This window comes from Streptomyces sp. G7(2002) (genome assembly GCF_028870195.1).
Lineage (GTDB): Bacteria > Actinomycetota > Actinomycetes > Streptomycetales > Streptomycetaceae > Streptomyces > Streptomyces nigrescens.
On record NZ_CP102609.1, the window covers coordinates 4,439,155 to 4,456,034 of the forward strand.

The following is a 16,880-nucleotide window of genomic DNA, read 5'->3' on the forward strand; positions in this document are numbered from 1 at the left end:
CTTCAGTCGTGGACGCCCGCTATTTGACGCCCGCTGTACTGACAAGGGTACGGGCGGCACGGCGCCATCGGCTCCGTACCGCCCCCACCGGTCAGCTCTTACTTGGAGTAGAGCTCAACGATCAGCTGCTCCTGCACCTGGGTGTCGATCACCTGGCGCTCGGGCATGCTGTGCACGAGAATCCGCAGGTTCGACGGAATCGCTTCCAGCCAGGCCGGAACCGTCTTCTCGCCGGCCTCGGCCTTGGCCACCTCGAAGGGGGTCAGGTTCCGAGAGCCCTCGCGGACCTCGACGATGTCGTTCACGGACACACGAGCCGACGGGATGTCGGTCTTGCGGCCGTTCACGTTGATGTGTCCGTGACGGACCAGCTGACGGGCGTGGTCGCGGGACTTGGCAAAGCCGGCCCGGTAGACCACGTTGTCGAGGCGGGTCTCAAGGATGCGCAGAAGGTTCTCACCGGTCTTGCCGGTCTTCTGGTTCGCTTCCTTGTAGTAGTTCACGAACTGCTTCTCAAGGACACCGTAGATACGGCTGCACTTCTGCTTCTCACGAAGCTGGAGCAGGTACTCGCTGTCCTTGGTGCGCCCGCGACCGTGCTCACCCGGGGGGTAAGGACGGATCTCGATCGGGCACTTCGCGCTCTCGCACTTGCTCCCCTTGAGGAAGAGCTTCTGCTTCTCCCGACGGCAACGCTTGCAGTCGGCCCCGGTGTAACGCGCCATTGTCTAGTTGTCTCCTACTTCAGGTGGTCAGACGCGGCGACGCTTGGGCGGGCGGCATCCGTTGTGAGGAGTGGGGGTGACGTCCTGGATCGAACCCACCTCGAGGCCGGTGGCCTGGAGGGAGCGGATCGCGGTCTCACGGCCGGAGCCGGGACCCTTGACGAAGACGTCGACCTTGCGCATGCCGTGCTCCTGCGCGCGGCGGGCGGCCGACTCGGCGGCCATCTGCGCGGCGAAGGGGGTGGACTTGCGCGAGCCCTTGAAGCCGACGTGGCCGGCAGAGGCCCAAGAGATCACGTTGCCCGTGGGGTCCGTGATCGAAACGATCGTGTTGTTGAACGTGCTCTTGATGTGAGCGTGCCCGTGGGCAACGTTCTTCTTCTCCTTGCGGCGCACCTTCTTGGCGCCGGCCGTACGGCCCTTCGGAGGCATTCATTACTCCCGTGGAGGTGGTCGGTCCTACAAGCGAAGACCGCTGGTAAGCGTCCTGCTGAGGACTACTTCTTGCCCGGCTTCTTCTTGCCGGCGATCGCGCGACGCGGGCCCTTGCGGGTACGGGCGTTCGTGCTGGTGCGCTGACCGTGCACCGGCAGACCGCGACGGTGACGCAGACCCTGGTAGCAGCCGATCTCGACCTTGCGGCGGATGTCGGCCTGGATCTCGCGACGGAGGTCACCCTCGGTCTTGAGGTTGTTGTCCACGTACTCGCGGATCTTGACGAGGTCTTCCTCGGCCAGGTCGCGAACACGGGTGTTCGGGTTCACGCCGGTGGCGGCGAGAGTCTGCTGCGACAGCGTCCGCCCGATACCGAAGACGTAGGTGAGGGCGACCTCCACACGCTTTTCGCGCGGGAGATCAACGCCTGCGAGGCGTGCCATTGATGTGGCTCCTGATGGCTATTCGGAGGTCTTCCGCAGCACCGTTCCCGTAAGACTCTGAAGAATTACGAGCCGGGTCCCCGGCCTCCGAGCCGGGGGTGTCGTCCCCACGCGAGTGATGCGGGGGTCGGGTGACTGCGTATGTACGTATGTGCTTGCGTCGCGCGAAAACTGCGAAATGCAGGTGGTCGGCGTGCGTCAGCCCTGGCGCTGCTTGTGGCGCAGGTTGTCGCAGATGACCATGACCCGGCCGTGGCGGCGGATCACCTTGCACTTGTCGCAGATCTTCTTGACGCTCGGCTTGACCTTCATGGGATGTGAGGTTCTCCGGGTCAGTGCCGTCACCCCACGGGAGCGGGGCGGCGACAAGATCTACTTGTAGCGGTAGACGATCCGGCCACGCGTCAGGTCGTACGGAGAAAGCTCCACCACGACCCGGTCATCCGGGAGGATACGGATGTAGTGCATCCGCATCTTGCCGCTGATGTGCGCGAGGACCTTGTGACCGTTCTGGAGCTCCACCTTGAACATGGCGTTCGGGAGGGACTCGATCACGGTGCCCTCGATCTCGATGGCACCTTGCTTCTTGGCCACGCTTCGCCCTTCGAATCGGCTACCTTGATCGACTATCCCGCACCACACCCTCAACCAAGAGGGCATACGGATGCACGAGAGCCGACGCGTCAGTCTACGCCAGCGTCCAGGAAAAGACGAATCCAGGATTATTGCCCATCAGGCGTGATCCTTACGCCCGGGCGGCCCGGCTCACGCCAGCGGATCGGGCGCCGCCGTGATCCCCAGCTCGGCCAGCTTGGCCTTGCCGCCGTCCGGAGCGGTCAGCACCAGCGGGCCCTCCTCGGTCAGCGCGACCGAGTGCTCCCAGTGCGAGGACCAGCTGCCGTCGTTCGACTTGACCGTCCAGTCGTCGTCGAGCACATGGGTCTTGGCCGTGCCGAGGTTCACCATCGGCTCGATCGCGATGCAGAAACCGGGCACCAGCTTCGGGCCGCGGCCGCGCTTGCGGTCGACGTAGTTCAGCAGATGCGGGTCCATGTGCATCTGCGAGCCGATGCCGTGGCCGCCGTAGTCCTCGACGATGCCGTACTTACCGCTCGCCGGGCGGGGCTGGCGGCGGATGTAGCCCTCGATCGCCTTGGAGATGTCCACCAGGCGGTTGCCCTTGGCGACCGCCGCGACGCCCGCCCACATCGACTCCTCGGTGACGCGGCTCAGCTCGACCAGCTCCGCCGAGTGACCGGACCCGACGAAGGCGGTGTACGCCGCGTCGCCGTGCCAGCCGTCGATGATCGCGCCGCAGTCGATGGAGATGATGTCGCCGTTCTGCAGCACCGTCTCGGTGTCGGGGATGCCGTGGACCACGACGTCGTTGACCGAGGTGCAGATCGTCGCGGGGAAGCCGCCGTATCCGAGGAAGTTCGACTTCGCACCGTGTTCGGCGAGCACCTTGCGTGCCGCGTCGTCCAGGTCCTTGGTCGTGGCGCCCGGCACCGCGACCTTCCGGGTCGCCGCGTGAATGGCGGCGACCACCAGCCCCGCCTCGCGCATCTTCGCGATCTGCTCGGGGGTCTTGATCTCCACCATGAGGGCTGGCGCCTTCCTGAACCGACTACAACGCTTCTCCGGCGGTCGTCACAACCGCCCCGTACACGATACGGCCGCGGTACCCGTTGCGGGCACCGCGGCCGTAGGCAAGCCGTTTGCTGCTAAGCGTCCCGGGACGGCAGGGCCGCCATCGCGCGCTTGGTGACCTCGTCGACCTTGCCCATCGCCAGGAGCGTGACCACCAGGTCCTGCGCCTTGTAGTAGTCGATGATCGGCTCGGTCTCCGTGTGGTAGACCTCCAGGCGCTTGCGGACGGTCTCCTCACGGTCGTCGTCCCGCTGGTACAGCTCGCCGCCGCAGACGTCACAGACGCCCTCGACCTCCGGCTTGTTGTACTCGGCGTGGAAGACGTGGCTGCTGTCGTTGCGGCAGATGCGCCGGCCGGCGATCCGCTTGACGACCTCGTCCTCGGGGACCTCCAGGTCCAGGACGGCGTCCAGCTTGAGGTTCTTGTCCTTGAGGTACTCGTCCAGCGCCTTGGCCTGGCCCAGGTTGCGGGGGAAGCCGTCCAGCAGGAAGCCGTTGGCTGCGTCGGGCTGCTCCATACGGTCCTCGGCCATCGCGATGGTGACCGAGTCGGGCACCAGATTGCCGGCGTCCATGTATGACTTCGCCTCGCGGCCGAGGGGCGTCCCCTGGCTGATGTTGGCGCGGAACAGGTCCCCCGTGGAGATGTGCGGGATCGCGAGGTTCTTGGCAAGGTACGCAGCCTGCGTACCCTTGCCGGCCCCCGGGGGTCCGACGAGGACGATTCGCATCAGCGGAGGAACCCTTCGTAGTTGCGCTGCTGAAGCTGGCTCTCGATCTGCTTCACGGTCTCCAGGCCCACACCCACGATGATGAGGATGCTTGTCCCGCCGAACGGGAAGTTCTGGTTCGCGTTGAAGAGCACCAACGCCACTGTTGGTACGAGCGCGATCAGCCCCAGGTACAGCGAGCCCGGCCACGTGATCCGGTTGAGCACGTAGCTGAGGTACTCGGCCGTCGGGCGACCAGCCCGGATACCCGGGATGAAGCCACCATACTTCTTCATGTTGTCGGCAACTTCTTCGGGGTTGAAGCTGATGGCCACGTAGAAGAAGGCGAAGAACACGATCAGCAGGAAGTACGTAACGATGTAAACCGGGTGATTTCCCTTGGTGAAGTTGGTGGCGATCCACGTCGCCCATGCCGCCTTCGACCCGCTGAACTGTGCAAGGAGGGCTGGAATGTAGAGCAGCGATGACGCGAAGATGACAGGAATCACACCTGCCTGGTTCACCTTGAGCGGGATGTAAGTGGACGTACCGCCGTAGGACCGGCGGCCGATCATCCGCTTCGCGTACTGCACCGGGATCCGCCGCTGAGCCTGCTCGACGAAGACCACCAGGGCGACCATCGCCAGGCCCACCGCGATCACGGCGAAGAACTCGATCCAGCCGTCGGCCAGCTTGCCGGTGAGCTTGATCTGCCACAGCGCGCCCGGGAATCCGGCGGCGATCGAGATGAACATCAGGATCGACATGCCGTTGCCGATACCGCGGTCGGTGACCAGCTCGCCGAGCCACATGATCAGGGCGGTGCCGGCGGTCATCGTGATGACCATCGTGATGGTGGTGAAGATCGAGTCGCTGGGCACGATCTCGCTGGCGACCGGGCAGCTCTGGAAGAGCGCACCGCTGCGGGCGGTGGCCACCAGGCCGGTGCCCTGCAGGATGGCGAGCGCCACGGTCAGATAGCGCGTGTACTGGGTAATTTTCGCCTGACCGGACTGCCCCTCTTTCTTGAGGGACTCCAGCCGGGGAATCACCACGGTCAGCAGCTGGAGGATGATGCTCGCCGTGATGTACGGCATGATCCCCAGCGCGAAGATCGTGATCTGCAGCAGCGCACCACCGCTGAACATGTTCACCAGGGCGAACAACCCGCTGTTACCGCCGGCCTGCTTCATGCAGGTCTCGACGTTCGCGTAATTCACCCCGGGGACCGGGACATGCGCGCCGATCCGGTAGAGCACGATGATGCCCAATGTGAACAGCAGCTTCTTGCGCAGGTCGGGCGTCTTGAACGCTCGGGCGAACGCGGTGAGCACGGTGCCTCCTGCGCCTCCCGCCTGTGCGAGAGGTGACGGTCTTGAGGATCGACGAATAGTTAGCGGCCAAAACCGCACAGGCACGGCCTGTGCGGCGAACGTCCGAGCTCTGGTCCCGGACAAAACAACACTGCACGCCACCTTACCGGCGACCATACCCCCTTGGAACGACCAACCGGGGATGCCCCAATCGCTGGGCATCCCCGGTCAGTTGAACCAACGAACTCAGATGAGCTCGGTGACGGTGCCGCCGGCAGCGGCGATCTTCTCCTTGGCGGAGCCGGAAACGGCGTCAACCGAAACCTGCAGCGCCACGGAGACCTCGCCCTGGCCCAGGACCTTGACGAGCTCGTTCTTGCGCACCGCGCCCTTGGCGACCAGATCGGCCACCGTGACCTCGCCACCCTGCGGGTAGAGCTCGGCCAGCTTGGCCAGGTTCACGACCTGGAACTGCTTGTGGGCGGGGTTCTTGAAGCCCTTCAGCTTCGGGAGGCGCATGTGGAGGGGCATCTGCCCGCCCTCGAAGCGCTCCGGAACCTGGTAACGGGCCTTCGTGCCCTTGGTACCACGACCAGCGGTCTTACCCTTGGACGCCTCACCACGACCCACACGGGTCTTGGCGGTCTTGGCGCCCGGGGCGGGCCGGAGGTTGTGGACCTTCAGCGGGTTGGTCTCCGCCATGTCAGTCGACCTCCTCAACCGTCACGAGGTGGCGGACGGTGTGCACCATGCCGCGGAACTCGGGGCGGTCCTCCTTGACAACCACGTCGTTGAGCCGCTTGAGGCCCAGCGAACGAAGGGTGTCGCGGTGGTTCTGCTTGCTACCGATGTAGGACTTCGTCTGCGTGATCTTGAGGTGCGCCATTACGCGGTCACCCCGGCACGCGCCCGCAGCAGAGCGGCGGGAGCAACGTCCTCCAGCGGCAGGCCACGACGGGCCGCGATCTCCTCGGGGCGCTGCAGGCCCTGAAGCGCGGTCACCGTGGCGTGCACGATGTTGATCGGGTTCGACGAACCGAGCGACTTGCTCAGTACGTCGTGGATGCCCGCGCACTCCAGAACGGCACGCACGGGGCCACCGGCGATCACACCGGTACCGGGGGAAGCCGGCTTGAGCAGGACGACGCCCGCAGCCTTCTCGCCCTGGATGGGGTGAGGGATGGTGCCCTGGATACGGGGGACCTTGAAGAAGTTCTTCTTGGCCTCTTCCACGCCCTTGGCGATGGCAGCCGGAACTTCCTTGGCCTTGCCGTAACCGACACCTACGGTGCCGTCACCGTCGCCCACCACGACCAGCGCGGTGAAGCTGAAGCGACGGCCACCCTTGACAACCTTGGCGACACGGTTGATCGCGACAACGCGCTCAACGTATGCGGTCTTCTCGGCGGCAGCGCCACCGTCGCGACCCTTCCGGTCCCGCCGCTCGCCGCCACCGGCACCGCTCCCGCGGCGCTGGGGTCCAGCCATTGGATTTACCTCTCTCTGTTACGTCCGCTAGCTCCGGAACCGGGGCTTAGAACTTCAGCCCGGCTTCGCGGGCGGCGTCGGCCAGAGCGGCAATCCGCCCGGCGTACTGCTTGCCACCACGGTCGAACACGACGGCCTCGACACCGGCGGCCTTGGCACGCTCAGCGACCAGGGAGCCGACCTGCTTGGCCTGAGCGCTCTTGTCGCCCTCGCCACCACGAATCGAAGCGTCCAGGGTCGACGCGGAGGCCAGCGTGTGGCCCGCGATGTCGTCGATGACCTGCGCCGTGATGCCACGGTTGGTCCGCGTCACCACCAGACGCGGACGCTCCGGCGTACCCGAAATCCGCTTACGGATGCGGATGTGGCGACGCTTAGCGGCGGCGCGCTTGTAGGCGTCACCCTTAGCGATCTTCACACCGTATGCCATGGCTTACTTACCAGCCTTTCCGACCTTGCGGCGGATGACCTCGCCGGCGTACTTGACGCCCTTGGCCTTGTACGGGTCAGGCTTGCGCAGCTTGCGGATGTTCGCCGCCACCTCGCCGACCTTCTGCTTGTCGATGCCCTCGACGCTGAGCTTCGTGGGCGACTCGACCTTGAAGGAGATGCCCTCGGGGGCCTCGACCAGGATCGGGTGGCTGTAGCCCAGCGAGAACTCCAGGTTGGAGCCCTTCGCCTGGACGCGGTAACCGACACCGCTGATCTCGAGCGCCTTGCTGTAGCCCTGGGTCACGCCGGTGATCATGTTCGCCACCAGCGTGCGGGACAGGCCGTGCAGGGCCTTGTTCTGACGCTCGTCGTTCGGGCGCGAGACGGTGATAACGCCGTCCTCACCCTTGGCGACCTCGATGGGAGCCGCGACGGTGTGCGCGAGGGAACCCTTGGGGCCCTTCACCGCGACCGTACGGCCATCGATGGTGACGTCCACACCAGCGGGAACCTGGATGGGCAGCTTGCCAATACGCGACATTAGCTATTCCTCCGTTCCCTGGTTACCAGACGTAGGCGAGGACTTCCCCACCCACGCCCTTCTTGCTGGCCTGCTGACCGGTCAGGAGACCGTGGGACGTGGAGATGATCGCCACGCCCAGGCCGCCGAGGACCTTCGGCAGGTTGGTGGACTTTGCGTAGACCCGCAGGCCCGGCTTCGAAATCCGCTTGATGCCGGCGATCGAGCGCTCGCGGTTCGGGCCGAACTTCAGCTCGAGGACGAGGTTCTTGCCAACCTCGGCGTCCTCGACGCGCCAGCCGGTGATGTAACCCTCCTGCTGGAGGATTTCCGCGATGTGCGACTTGATCTTGCTGTGCGGCATCACGACGGTGTCGTGGTACGCCGAGTTCGCGTTACGCAGACGGGTCAGCATGTCTGCGATGGGATCAGTCATGGTCATGAATTGGCCTTCGGCCTCTCTCGCCGGGGTTTCCTATGTGCGCCATCCCTCTCCCCGATCAGAGTCGGGACGGGTGCGGCGCGGGGACCTACGGCGTAGTAAGCGACTTTATGCGGGCACGGCCCGCGGTCGGTCTCGGGCGGCGGTGCGCCCAAACCCCTCTACCCTACGGGAAAGGAGGAGTGGACGCCCGCCGACCGAATGCTTACCGAGAGCCCTGGTCGTCCCAATGAAGGGATTACCAGGAGCTCTTGGTCACGCCCGGCAGCTCGCCACGGTGAGCCATCTCACGAAGGCACACGCGGCACAGGCCGAACTTGCGGTAGACGGAGTGCGGACGGCCGCAGCGCTGGCAGCGGGTGTACGCGCGCACACCGAACTTCGGCTTGCGAGCAGCCTTGGCAATCAGAGCCTTCTTCGCCATCTCGCTCACGCCTCCTTGAACGGGAAGCCGAGGTGACGAAGGAGAGCGCGGCCCTCATCGTCGTTGGTCGCCGTGGTGACCACGGTGATGTCCATACCCCGGGTACGGTCGATCTTGTCCTGGTCGATCTCGTGGAACATGACCTGCTCGGTGAGACCGAAGGTGTAGTTGCCCCGACCGTCGAACTGCTTCGGGGACAGACCACGGAAGTCGCGGATGCGCGGCAGCGCGAGCGACAGCAGGCGGTCCAGGAACTCCCACATGCGGTCACCGCGGAGGGTGACGTGGGCACCGATCGGCTGGCCCTCACGCAGCTTGAACTGCGCGATGGACTTACGGGCCTTGGTGACGGCCGGCTTCTGGCCGGTGATCGTGGTGAGGTCCTTGATGGCACCCTCGATCAGCTTGGAGTCGCGGGCGGCGTCGCCCACACCCATGTTGACCACGATCTTGGTCAGACCGGGGATCTGCATGACGTTCTCGTAGGAGAACTCGTCCTTCAGCTTCCCGGCGATCTCTTCGCGGTAGCGCGTCTTCAGACGCGGCGCGTTGGTGGTGGCAGTCATCAGATGTCCTCACCGGTCCGCTTGGCAACGCGGATCTTGTTGCCCTCGTCGTCGAAGCGGTATCCGACGCGGGTGACGACCTTGTTACCGTCCTTCTCCACGACCAGCTGAACATTGCTGACGTGGACAGGGGCCTCGGTCGTCACGATGCCGCCGGTCTTCGAACCACGAGCGGTCTGTCCGGCCTTGGTGTGCTTCTTGACCCGGTTGACACCCTCGACCAGGACACGGTCCTCGCGGGGGAAGGCCTGGATGACCTTGCCCTGCTTGCCCTTGTCCTTACCGGTGATGACCTGGACCAGGTCGCCCTTCTTGATCTTCATCGGTTACAGCACCTCCGGCGCGAGCGAGATGATCTTCATGAACTTCTTCTCGCGCAGCTCCCGGCCCACGGGGCCGAAGATGCGGGTGCCGCGGGGGTCGCCATCGTTCTTGAGGATGACGGCCGCGTTCTCGTCGAAGCGGATGTACGAGCCGTCCGGACGGCGGCGCTCCTTGACGGTCCGAACGATGACCGCCTTGATGACGTCACCCTTCTTCACGTTGCCACCGGGGATCGCATCCTTCACGGTGGCGACGATGACGTCACCGATGCCCGCGTAGCGGCGACCGGAACCACCGAGAACACGGATGCAAAGGATTTCCTTCGCACCAGTGTTGTCGGCGACCCGAAGTCGCGACTCCTGCTGGATCACGTCTATCTCCTGTGTGTCTGCCGGTTCCCGGCAGGGGCCGCCTCGTACGAGACGAAGCCCCTGCCGAGCCTGGCGGAACTGTTCCTAGGGGGTCCCCCTAGGAGGGATTACTTGGCCTTCTCGAGGATCTCGACGATGCGCCAGCGCTTGGTGGCGGACAGCGGCCGGGTCTCCATCAGGAGGACGCGGTCGCCGACGCCGGCAGCGTTCTGCTCGTCGTGCGCCTTGAGCTTGTTCGTACGGCGGATGACCTTGCCGTACAGCGCGTGCTTGACGCGGTCCTCGACAGCGACGACGACGGTCTTGTCCATCTTGTCGCTGACGACGAGGCCCTCACGGGTCTTGCGGAAACCGCGCTCGTTCGTCTCAGTCACATTCTTCTCGCTCATCAGGCGCTCTCCACCGTCTCGATGCCCAGCTCGCGCTCACGCATCAGGGTGTAGATCCGGGCGATGTCCTTACGGACGGACTTGAGCCGACCGTGGTTCTCAAGCTGTCCGGTCGCCGCCTGGAAGCGGAGGTTGAACAGCTCCTCCTTGGCCTCACGAAGCTTGCCGACGAGGTCCTCGTCATTCAGCTCGCGCAGCTCGGTCGCCTTGGTACCGGCCGCCATCACGACTCACCTGCCTCGCGCCGCACGATGCGGCACTTCATCGGAAGCTTGTGGGCGGCGCGGGTCAGCGCCTCCTTGGCAACCTTTTCGTTCGGGAAGGACAGCTCGAACATCACCCGACCGGGCTTGACGTTCGCGACCCACCACTCCGGAGAACCCTTACCGGAACCCATGCGGGTTTCGGCCGGCTTCTTCGTCAGCGGACGGTCGGGGTAGATGTTGATCCACACCTTGCCGCCACGCTTGATGTGACGGGTCATGGCAATACGAGCGGACTCGATCTGCCGGTTCGTCACGTAGGCCGGGGTCACGGCCTGGATTCCGTACTCACCGAAGGCCAGCTCGGTGCCACCCTTGGCCATACCACTGCGCTTCGGGTGGTGCTGCTTGCGGTGCTTGACCCTGCGAGGGATCAGCATGTCGGTCAGGCCTCCGTTCCGGGGGTCTCCGCCGGAGCAGCGGCAGCGGCCTCGGCCTTGGGGGCCTCGGCAGCGGCGGTCTGCTGCTGCGGCTTGCGGCCACCGCGGCCGCCACGCTCGCCACCGCGGCGCGGGCGGTCGTTGCCGCCACCGCGGGCCGGGCGGTTACCCGCACGGGCGGCAGCGTTCTCGGCACGCACCTCGGCGATGTTCTTGACGTCGCCCTTGTAGATCCAGACCTTCACGCCGATGCGGCCGAAGGTGGTCTTGGCCTCGAAGAAGCCGTAGTCGACGTTCGCGCGGAGCGTGTGCAGGGGCACACGGCCCTCGCGGTAGAACTCCGAGCGGGACATCTCGGCGCCGCCGAGACGGCCACCGCACTGGATCTTGATGCCCTTGGCGCCGGCCTTCATCGTCGACTGCATGCTCTTACGCATGGCGCGACGGAAGGAGACGCGGGACGAGAGCTGCTCGGCGACGGCCTGGGCCACGAGCTGAGCATCGGTCTCGGGGTTCTTGACCTCGAGGATGTTCAGCTGGACCTGCTTGCCGGTCAGCTTCTCCAGCTCGCCGCGGATGCGGTCGGCCTCGGCGCCGCGGCGGCCGATGACGATGCCCGGACGAGCGGTGTGGATGTCAACGCGGACGCGCTCACGGGTGCGCTCGATCTCCACCTTGGAGATACCGGCGCGCTCCATGCCCTTCGTCATCATGCGACGAATGGCGACGTCTTCCTTGACGTAGTCCTTGTACAGCTTGTCGGCGTACCAGCGGGACTTGAAGTCCGTCGTCACGCCGAGGCGGAACCCGTGCGGGTTTACCTTCTGGCCCATTACCGGGTTCCTTCCTTGCTGCTGACGACCACGGTGATGTGGCTGGTCCGCTTGCGGATCCGGTAGGCACGGCCCTGAGCACGCGGACGGAACCGCTTCAGGGTCGGGCCCTCGTCGACATAGGCCTCGGAAATGACGAGGCTGCCGGCGTCGGTGTGGTCGTAGTTGTGTGCAGCGTTGGCAATGGCGCTGTCCAGCACCTTGCCAACCGGCACGCTCGCGGCCTGCGGGGCGAAACGCAGGACCGCCTGAGCCTCCGTGGCATCCATGCCACGGATAAGGTCCACCACGCGGCGGGCCTTCATGGGCGTGACGCGGATGTACCGCGCCTGGGCCCTGGCTTCCATGGTTGTCCCTTCGGTGTCAGTCATAGTCTTCGCACTCCGGTCGATCAGCGACGACGCGACTTGCGGTCGTCCTTCTCGTGGCCGCGGAAGGTGCGGGTCGGCGCAAACTCGCCGAGCTTGTGGCCGACCATCGACTCGGTGACGAACACCGGGACGTGCTTGCGGCCGTCGTGCACCGCGATCGTGTGGCCGAGCATGGCCGGGACGATCATGGAGCGGCGGGACCAGGTCTTGATGACGTTCTTGGTGCCGGCATCGTTCTGAACATCCACCTTCTTGGAAAGGTGGTCGTCGACGAAGGGCCCCTTCTTGAGACTGCGCGGCATCTAAACCCGCTCCTAGCGCTTCTTGTTCGTCTTGCGGCGGCGGACGATGTACTTGTTGCTCGCCTTCTTCGGCGAACGAGTACGACCCTCCTTCTGACCCCACGGCGAGACCGGGTGGCGACCACCGGAGGTCTTGCCCTCACCACCACCGTGCGGGTGGTCGACGGGGTTCATCACGACACCACGCACGGTCGGGCGGACGCCCTTCCAGCGCATACGGCCGGCCTTACCCCAGTTGATGTTCGACTGCTCGGCGTTGCCGACCTCGCCGACAGTGGCGCGGCAGCGCACGTCGACCAGGCGGATCTCACCGGACGGCATACGAAGGTGAGCCATGCGGCCCTCCTTCGCCAGCAGCTGCACGGAGGCACCGGCAGAGCGGGCGAACTTCGCACCGCCGCCCGGACGGAGCTCGATCGCGTGGATCGTCGTACCCACGGGGATGTGACGCAGCGGCAGGTTGTTGCCCGGCTTGATGTCGGCGCCAGGGCCGTTCTCAATCCGAGCACCCTGGGCCAGGCCACGGGGCGCGATGATGTAGCGCTTCTCGCCGTCTGCGTAGTGCAGCAGCGCGATGCGCGCGGTGCGGTTCGGGTCGTACTCGATGTGCGCGACCTTGGCCGGCACGCCGTCCTTGTCGTGACGACGGAAGTCGATCACTCGGTAGGCGCGCTTGTGGCCACCGCCCTGGTGGCGAACGGTCACACGACCGGCGTTGTTACGGCCGCCCTTGCTGTGCAGCGGGCGGACCAGCGACTTCTCCGGCGTGGACCGCGTGATCTCGACAAAGTCGGCGACGCTGGAGCCACGACGGCCCGGGGTCGTCGGCTTGTACTTGCGGATACCCATTTCTCAGTCCTCGTCCGATTCCGGACGACTCGGACTCCGTTAGGAGACCGGGCCGCCGAAGATGTCGATACGGTCGCCCTCGGCGAGGGTCACGATGGCGCGCTTGGTGTTCGCGCGCTTGCCGTAACCGGTGCGGGTGCGCTTGCGCTTGCCCTGCCGGTTGATCGTGTTGACCCCGGTGACCTTGACCGAGAAGACCGCCTCGACGGCCTGCTTGATCTGGGTCTTGTTCGCGCCGGGCGCGACGATGAACGTGTACTTGTTCTCGTCCAGCAGCGCGTAGCTCTTCTCCGAGACAACCGGCTTGACGAGAACGTCACGCGGGTCCGAGAAGGTCTTGCTGGTGACGACGGCCTCACTCATCAGGCGTCGCTCCCTTCGGTCTCAGCGGCCTTGGGGCCAGACACGAAGGACTCGAAAGCGGCCTTGGTGAAGACCACGTCGTCGGAGACGAGCACGTCGTACGTGTTCAGCTGGCCCGGCTCCAGGATGTGAACCTGGGGCAGGTTGCGGGCGGACAGCCACGCGGCCTCGTCGCTGCGCTCGGCGACCAGGAGCACGTTCTTGCGCTCGCTGACCTTGCCGAGGAGAGTCTTGGCGGCCTTGGTGGAGATGTCGCCCTCGACCACGCCGGAAACGACGTGGATGCGGCTGTTGCGGGCCCGGTCGGTGAGGGCACCGCGCAGGGCGGCGACCTTCATCTTCTTCGGGGTCCGCTGGCTGTAGTCACGCGGCACGGGGCCGTGGACGATGCCACCGCCGGCGAACTGCGGCGCACGGGTCGAACCCTGACGCGCCCGGCCGGTGCCCTTCTGGCGGTACGGCTTCTTGCCACCGCCGCGGACCTCGCCGCGAGTCTTGGTCTTGTGCGTGCCCTGACGGGCCGCGGCCAGCTGTGCGACAACGACCTGGTGGATCAGCGGAACGCTGACCTTGGCGTCGAAGATCTCCGTGGGGAGCTCGACGGTACCGGCCTTGTCGCCTGCCGGCGAAAGGATGTCAATGGTGCTCATCGGTTACCTCAGGCCCCCTTGGCCGCGGTACGGACCAGGACGAGGCCGCCGTTCGGACCAGGAACTGCGCCCTTGATGAGCAGCAGACCCTTCTCCGCGTCAACGGCGTGGACGGTCAGGTTCTGGGTGGTGACCCGCTCATTGCCCATACGGCCGGCCATCCGCATGCCCTTGAACACGCGGCCCGGGGTGGCACAGCCACCGATGGAGCCAGGCTTACGGTGCACACGGTGGGCACCGTGGGAGGCCTTGCCGCCATGGAAGCCGTGACGCTTCATGACACCGGCGAAGCCCTTGCCCTTGCTCTTGCCGGTCACATCCACCTTGACGCCGGACTCGAAGGTCTCAGCGGTCAGCTCCTGGCCGAGGGTGTACTCACCGGCGTCGGTGGTACGGACCTCGACGAGGTGACGACGGGGGGTGACGTCGGCCTTCGCGAAGTGGCCCTTGAGGGGCTTGTTCACCTTGCGCGGGTCGATCTCGCCGAAGGCGATCTGGACGGAGTCGTAGCCGTCCTGGTCATTGGTGCGCACCTGGGTAACGACACAGGGGCCGGCCTTGACCACAGTGACCGGGACGACACGGTTGTTCTCGTCCCAGACCTGGGTCATGCCGAGCTTCTCGCCCAGGATGCCCTTGATCTGCTTAGCCATCTCTTCCGCGCCTCTCAGAGCTTGATCTCGATGTCAACGCCGGCCGGAAGGTCCAGGCGCATCAGCGAGTCAACGGTCTTGGGCGTCGGGTCGAGGATGTCGATCAGGCGCTTGTGCGTGCGCATCTCGAAGTGCTCGCGCGAGTCCTTGTACTTGTGCGGCGACTTGATGACGCAGTACACGTTCTTTTCAGTGGGCAGCGGCACCGGGCCCGCGACCGACGCACCAGTGCGGGTCACCGTCTCGACGATCTTCTTCGCCGAGGAGTCGATGACCTCGTGGTCGTAGGCCTTGAGCCGGATGCGGATCTTCTGTCCCGCCATGGCTACTTCGTAGTCCTGTCTCTCGTAACGCTCTGGGACCCGGTGCGCTGCGCCTCAGCAGAAGCGCCGTTCTTCTCCGACCCACGCGGTCGGGCGTGTCGCACCCCTTCTCGTAAATCCCCGTAAAGGGGATCCTTCAAGAAGGAGAAGGCAGGGGAAGAACACCCACCGGGTGCCTGGCCGAGGCACCCCGCTGACGCTTCCCGGAAGATTCCCGTATTTCCGGCCCTGAGAAGGGACGACGAATACCTGGGACTCGCTTCCGGTCCTCCCGGCGGGAGGCGCGCAGCATCGGCACTCAACCGAGCAACCTGGACAGTGTGCCACACCTGGGACGCGTAAGGCCAATCGGGGCCCAACTGTCAAGGAGCCCCGCCCACCTGACGGTGGACGGGGCTCCTTGTGAGCTCCGGGGAGCTACGACCGGATCGACCGGATCAGCGAAATTACTTCGTGATCTTGGTGACCTGGCCGGCGCCGACGGTCCGGCCACCCTCACGGATGGCGAACTTCAGGCCCTCCTCCATGGCGACCGGCTGGATCAGCTCGACCGACATCTCGGTGTTGTCGCCCGGCATGACCATCTCGGTGCCCTCGGGGAGGGTCACGACGCCGGTCACGTCCGTGGTACGGAAGTAGAACTGCGGGCGGTAGTTGTTGAAGAACGGGGTGTGACGGCCACCCTCGTCCTTCGACAGGATGTACGCCTGGGCCTCGAAGGAGGTGTGCGGCGTGACCGAGCCCGGCTTGATGATGACCTGGCCGCGCTCGACGTCCTCGCGCTTGATGCCGCGGAGGAGCAGACCGACGTTCTCACCGGCCTGGCCCTCGTCGAGGAGCTTCCGGAACATCTCGATACCGGTGACCGTGGTGGTGGTCTTCTCGGTCTTGATGCCGATGATGTCGACGGTCTCGTTGACCTTGAGGACACCACGCTCGATACGACCGGTGACAACGGTGCCACGGCCGGTGATCGTGAAGACGTCCTCGATCGGCATCAGGAACGGCTTGTCGACGTCGCGCTCGGGCTGCGGGATCGACTCGTCGACGGCGTTCATGAGCTTGAGGACGGAGTCGCCCCACTCCTTGTCGCCCTCGAGCGCCTTGAGCGCCGAGACCTTGACGACCGGAACGTCGTCGCCGGGGAACTCGTACTCGGAGAGGAGCTCACGGACCTCGAGCTCGACGAGCTCCAGGATCTCCTCGTCGTCCACCATGTCGGCCTTGTTCAGGGCGACAACGATGTACGGAACGCCGACCTGGCGGGCCAGGAGCACGTGCTCCTTGGTCTGCGGCATCGGGCCGTCGGTCGCGGCGACCACGAGGATGGCGCCGTCCATCTGCGCCGCACCCGTGATCATGTTCTTGATGTAGTCCGCGTGACCGGGGCAGTCGACGTGGGCGTAGTGACGGTTCTCCGTCTGGTACTCGACGTGCGCGATCGAGATCGTGATACCGCGCTGGCGCTCCTCAGGAGCCTTGTCGATCTGGTCGAAGGCCGAGGCCTCGTTCAGGTCCGGGTACGCGTCGTGCAGCACCTTGGTAATGGCGGCCGTGAGGGTCGTCTTACCGTGGTCAATGTGACCGATGGTGCCGATGTTGACGTGCGGCTTAGTCCGCTCGAACTTCGCCTTCGCCACTGGTTCCTCCTGAAGTGGTTC

At 65.3% G+C, this 16,880-nt stretch carries 30 protein-coding genes; all 30 read right to left on the reverse strand.

Going from position 1 to position 16,880, the window contains the following annotated elements:
- Positions 1-98: 98 nt before the first annotated feature.
- The 30 genes from rpsD to tuf all read right to left on the reverse strand — a co-directional run bounded on the left by rpsD (position 99) and on the right by tuf (position 16,859).
- A complete protein-coding gene (gene rpsD / locus NUT86_RS18450) occupies positions 99-725 on the reverse strand; it encodes a 30S ribosomal protein S4 (RefSeq protein ID WP_006604895.1) in 627 nt (208 codons plus the stop codon).
- A 27-nt stretch (positions 726-752) separates the two neighbouring features.
- Complete coding sequence (rpsK, locus tag NUT86_RS18455; RefSeq protein WP_004571845.1) at positions 753-1,157, reverse strand: 30S ribosomal protein S11; 405 nt, start codon at positions 1,155-1,157, stop codon at positions 753-755.
- Between the two features lie 65 nt (positions 1,158-1,222).
- The gene (rpsM, locus tag NUT86_RS18460; protein ID WP_018090888.1) at positions 1,223-1,603 is read right to left on the reverse strand and encodes a 30S ribosomal protein S13; all 381 of its coding nucleotides are present in this window, start codon (positions 1,601-1,603) and stop codon (positions 1,223-1,225) included.
- A 198-nt stretch (positions 1,604-1,801) separates the two neighbouring features.
- Complete coding sequence (rpmJ, locus tag NUT86_RS18465; protein WP_003956441.1) at positions 1,802-1,915, reverse strand: 50S ribosomal protein L36; 114 nt, start codon at positions 1,913-1,915, stop codon at positions 1,802-1,804.
- 60 nt (positions 1,916-1,975) lie between these two features.
- A complete protein-coding gene (infA, locus tag NUT86_RS18470) occupies positions 1,976-2,197 on the reverse strand; it encodes a translation initiation factor IF-1 (RefSeq protein ID WP_003956442.1) in 222 nt (73 codons plus the stop codon).
- A 171-nt stretch (positions 2,198-2,368) separates the two neighbouring features.
- Positions 2,369-3,205: a type I methionyl aminopeptidase gene (gene map / locus NUT86_RS18475; protein WP_018090889.1), complete on the reverse strand. Its 837-nt coding sequence runs from the start codon at positions 3,203-3,205 to the stop codon at positions 2,369-2,371.
- A gap of 122 nt (positions 3,206-3,327) precedes the next feature.
- On the reverse strand, positions 3,328-3,984 hold the full coding sequence (locus NUT86_RS18480; RefSeq protein WP_018090890.1) for an adenylate kinase: 657 nt from the start codon (positions 3,982-3,984) through the stop codon (positions 3,328-3,330).
- The gene (gene secY / locus NUT86_RS18485) at positions 3,984-5,297 is read right to left on the reverse strand and encodes a preprotein translocase subunit SecY (RefSeq protein ID WP_018090891.1); all 1,314 of its coding nucleotides are present in this window, start codon (positions 5,295-5,297) and stop codon (positions 3,984-3,986) included. Before secY ends, NUT86_RS18480 begins: the two co-directional genes overlap by 1 nt.
- 225 nt (positions 5,298-5,522) lie before the next feature.
- The gene (rplO, locus tag NUT86_RS18490) at positions 5,523-5,978 is read right to left on the reverse strand and encodes a 50S ribosomal protein L15 (protein ID WP_018090892.1); all 456 of its coding nucleotides are present in this window, start codon (positions 5,976-5,978) and stop codon (positions 5,523-5,525) included.
- 1 nt (position 5,979) lies between these two features.
- The gene (gene rpmD / locus NUT86_RS18495; RefSeq protein WP_006604889.1) at positions 5,980-6,162 is read right to left on the reverse strand and encodes a 50S ribosomal protein L30; all 183 of its coding nucleotides are present in this window, start codon (positions 6,160-6,162) and stop codon (positions 5,980-5,982) included.
- Complete coding sequence (gene rpsE, locus NUT86_RS18500; RefSeq protein WP_006604888.1) at positions 6,162-6,764, reverse strand: 30S ribosomal protein S5; 603 nt, start codon at positions 6,762-6,764, stop codon at positions 6,162-6,164. Before rpsE ends, rpmD begins: the two co-directional genes overlap by 1 nt.
- Positions 6,765-6,810: 46 nt before the next feature.
- Entirely contained in the window at positions 6,811-7,194 is a 384-nt protein-coding gene (rplR, locus tag NUT86_RS18505; protein ID WP_018090893.1) for a 50S ribosomal protein L18, read from the reverse strand.
- A gap of 3 nt (positions 7,195-7,197) precedes the next feature.
- A complete protein-coding gene (gene rplF, locus NUT86_RS18510) occupies positions 7,198-7,737 on the reverse strand; it encodes a 50S ribosomal protein L6 (protein ID WP_018090894.1) in 540 nt (179 codons plus the stop codon).
- A gap of 22 nt (positions 7,738-7,759) precedes the next feature.
- On the reverse strand, positions 7,760-8,158 hold the full coding sequence (gene rpsH, locus NUT86_RS18515) for a 30S ribosomal protein S8 (protein ID WP_006604885.1): 399 nt from the start codon (positions 8,156-8,158) through the stop codon (positions 7,760-7,762).
- Between the two features lie 238 nt (positions 8,159-8,396).
- Positions 8,397-8,582, reverse strand: a complete 186-nt coding sequence (locus NUT86_RS18520) for a type Z 30S ribosomal protein S14 (RefSeq protein ID WP_003956452.1) — start codon at positions 8,580-8,582, stop codon at positions 8,397-8,399.
- A gap of 5 nt (positions 8,583-8,587) precedes the next feature.
- A complete protein-coding gene (rplE, locus tag NUT86_RS18525; RefSeq protein ID WP_018090895.1) occupies positions 8,588-9,148 on the reverse strand; it encodes a 50S ribosomal protein L5 in 561 nt (186 codons plus the stop codon).
- A complete protein-coding gene (gene rplX / locus NUT86_RS18530; protein ID WP_006604883.1) occupies positions 9,148-9,471 on the reverse strand; it encodes a 50S ribosomal protein L24 in 324 nt (107 codons plus the stop codon). Before rplX ends, rplE begins: the two co-directional genes overlap by 1 nt.
- A gap of 3 nt (positions 9,472-9,474) precedes the next feature.
- Positions 9,475-9,843 carry a 50S ribosomal protein L14 gene (gene rplN, locus NUT86_RS18535; protein ID WP_003992364.1) on the reverse strand — a complete coding sequence of 123 codons (369 nt, stop codon included), beginning with the start codon at positions 9,841-9,843 and terminating at the stop codon, positions 9,475-9,477.
- 107 nt (positions 9,844-9,950) lie between these two features.
- Positions 9,951-10,232 (reverse strand): 30S ribosomal protein S17, encoded by a 282-nt coding sequence (rpsQ, locus tag NUT86_RS18540; protein ID WP_006604882.1) that lies wholly within the window; start codon positions 10,230-10,232, stop codon positions 9,951-9,953.
- On the reverse strand, positions 10,232-10,456 hold the full coding sequence (gene rpmC, locus NUT86_RS18545; RefSeq protein ID WP_018090896.1) for a 50S ribosomal protein L29: 225 nt from the start codon (positions 10,454-10,456) through the stop codon (positions 10,232-10,234). Before rpmC ends, rpsQ begins: the two co-directional genes overlap by 1 nt.
- Positions 10,456-10,875, reverse strand: coding sequence for a 50S ribosomal protein L16 (rplP, locus tag NUT86_RS18550; RefSeq protein ID WP_006604880.1), 420 nt, complete (start codon positions 10,873-10,875; stop codon positions 10,456-10,458). The genes rpmC and rplP overlap by 1 nt, the downstream gene beginning before the upstream one ends.
- A 5-nt stretch (positions 10,876-10,880) precedes the next feature.
- Positions 10,881-11,708, reverse strand: a complete 828-nt coding sequence (gene rpsC / locus NUT86_RS18555) for a 30S ribosomal protein S3 (RefSeq protein WP_018090897.1) — start codon at positions 11,706-11,708, stop codon at positions 10,881-10,883.
- Entirely contained in the window at positions 11,708-12,055 is a 348-nt protein-coding gene (gene rplV / locus NUT86_RS18560; protein WP_006604878.1) for a 50S ribosomal protein L22, read from the reverse strand. Before rplV ends, rpsC begins: the two co-directional genes overlap by 1 nt.
- 44 nt (positions 12,056-12,099) lie before the next feature.
- The gene (gene rpsS, locus NUT86_RS18565; protein ID WP_018090899.1) at positions 12,100-12,381 is read right to left on the reverse strand and encodes a 30S ribosomal protein S19; all 282 of its coding nucleotides are present in this window, start codon (positions 12,379-12,381) and stop codon (positions 12,100-12,102) included.
- Positions 12,382-12,393: 12 nt separating this feature from the next.
- Entirely contained in the window at positions 12,394-13,230 is an 837-nt protein-coding gene (gene rplB, locus NUT86_RS18570) for a 50S ribosomal protein L2 (RefSeq protein WP_018090900.1), read from the reverse strand.
- Positions 13,231-13,269: 39 nt separating this feature from the next.
- Complete coding sequence (rplW, locus tag NUT86_RS18575) at positions 13,270-13,593, reverse strand: 50S ribosomal protein L23 (RefSeq protein WP_018090901.1); 324 nt, start codon at positions 13,591-13,593, stop codon at positions 13,270-13,272.
- Complete coding sequence (gene rplD / locus NUT86_RS18580) at positions 13,593-14,243, reverse strand: 50S ribosomal protein L4 (protein WP_018090902.1); 651 nt, start codon at positions 14,241-14,243, stop codon at positions 13,593-13,595. Before rplD ends, rplW begins: the two co-directional genes overlap by 1 nt.
- Before the next feature lie 8 nt (positions 14,244-14,251).
- On the reverse strand, positions 14,252-14,896 hold the full coding sequence (gene rplC / locus NUT86_RS18585) for a 50S ribosomal protein L3 (protein ID WP_018090903.1): 645 nt from the start codon (positions 14,894-14,896) through the stop codon (positions 14,252-14,254).
- A 14-nt stretch (positions 14,897-14,910) separates the two neighbouring features.
- Positions 14,911-15,219 carry a 30S ribosomal protein S10 gene (rpsJ, locus tag NUT86_RS18590; protein ID WP_003948644.1) on the reverse strand — a complete coding sequence of 103 codons (309 nt, stop codon included), beginning with the start codon at positions 15,217-15,219 and terminating at the stop codon, positions 14,911-14,913.
- A 446-nt stretch (positions 15,220-15,665) separates the two neighbouring features.
- The gene (gene tuf, locus NUT86_RS18595; RefSeq protein ID WP_018090904.1) at positions 15,666-16,859 is read right to left on the reverse strand and encodes an elongation factor Tu; all 1,194 of its coding nucleotides are present in this window, start codon (positions 16,857-16,859) and stop codon (positions 15,666-15,668) included.
- Positions 16,860-16,880 lie beyond the last annotated feature (21 nt).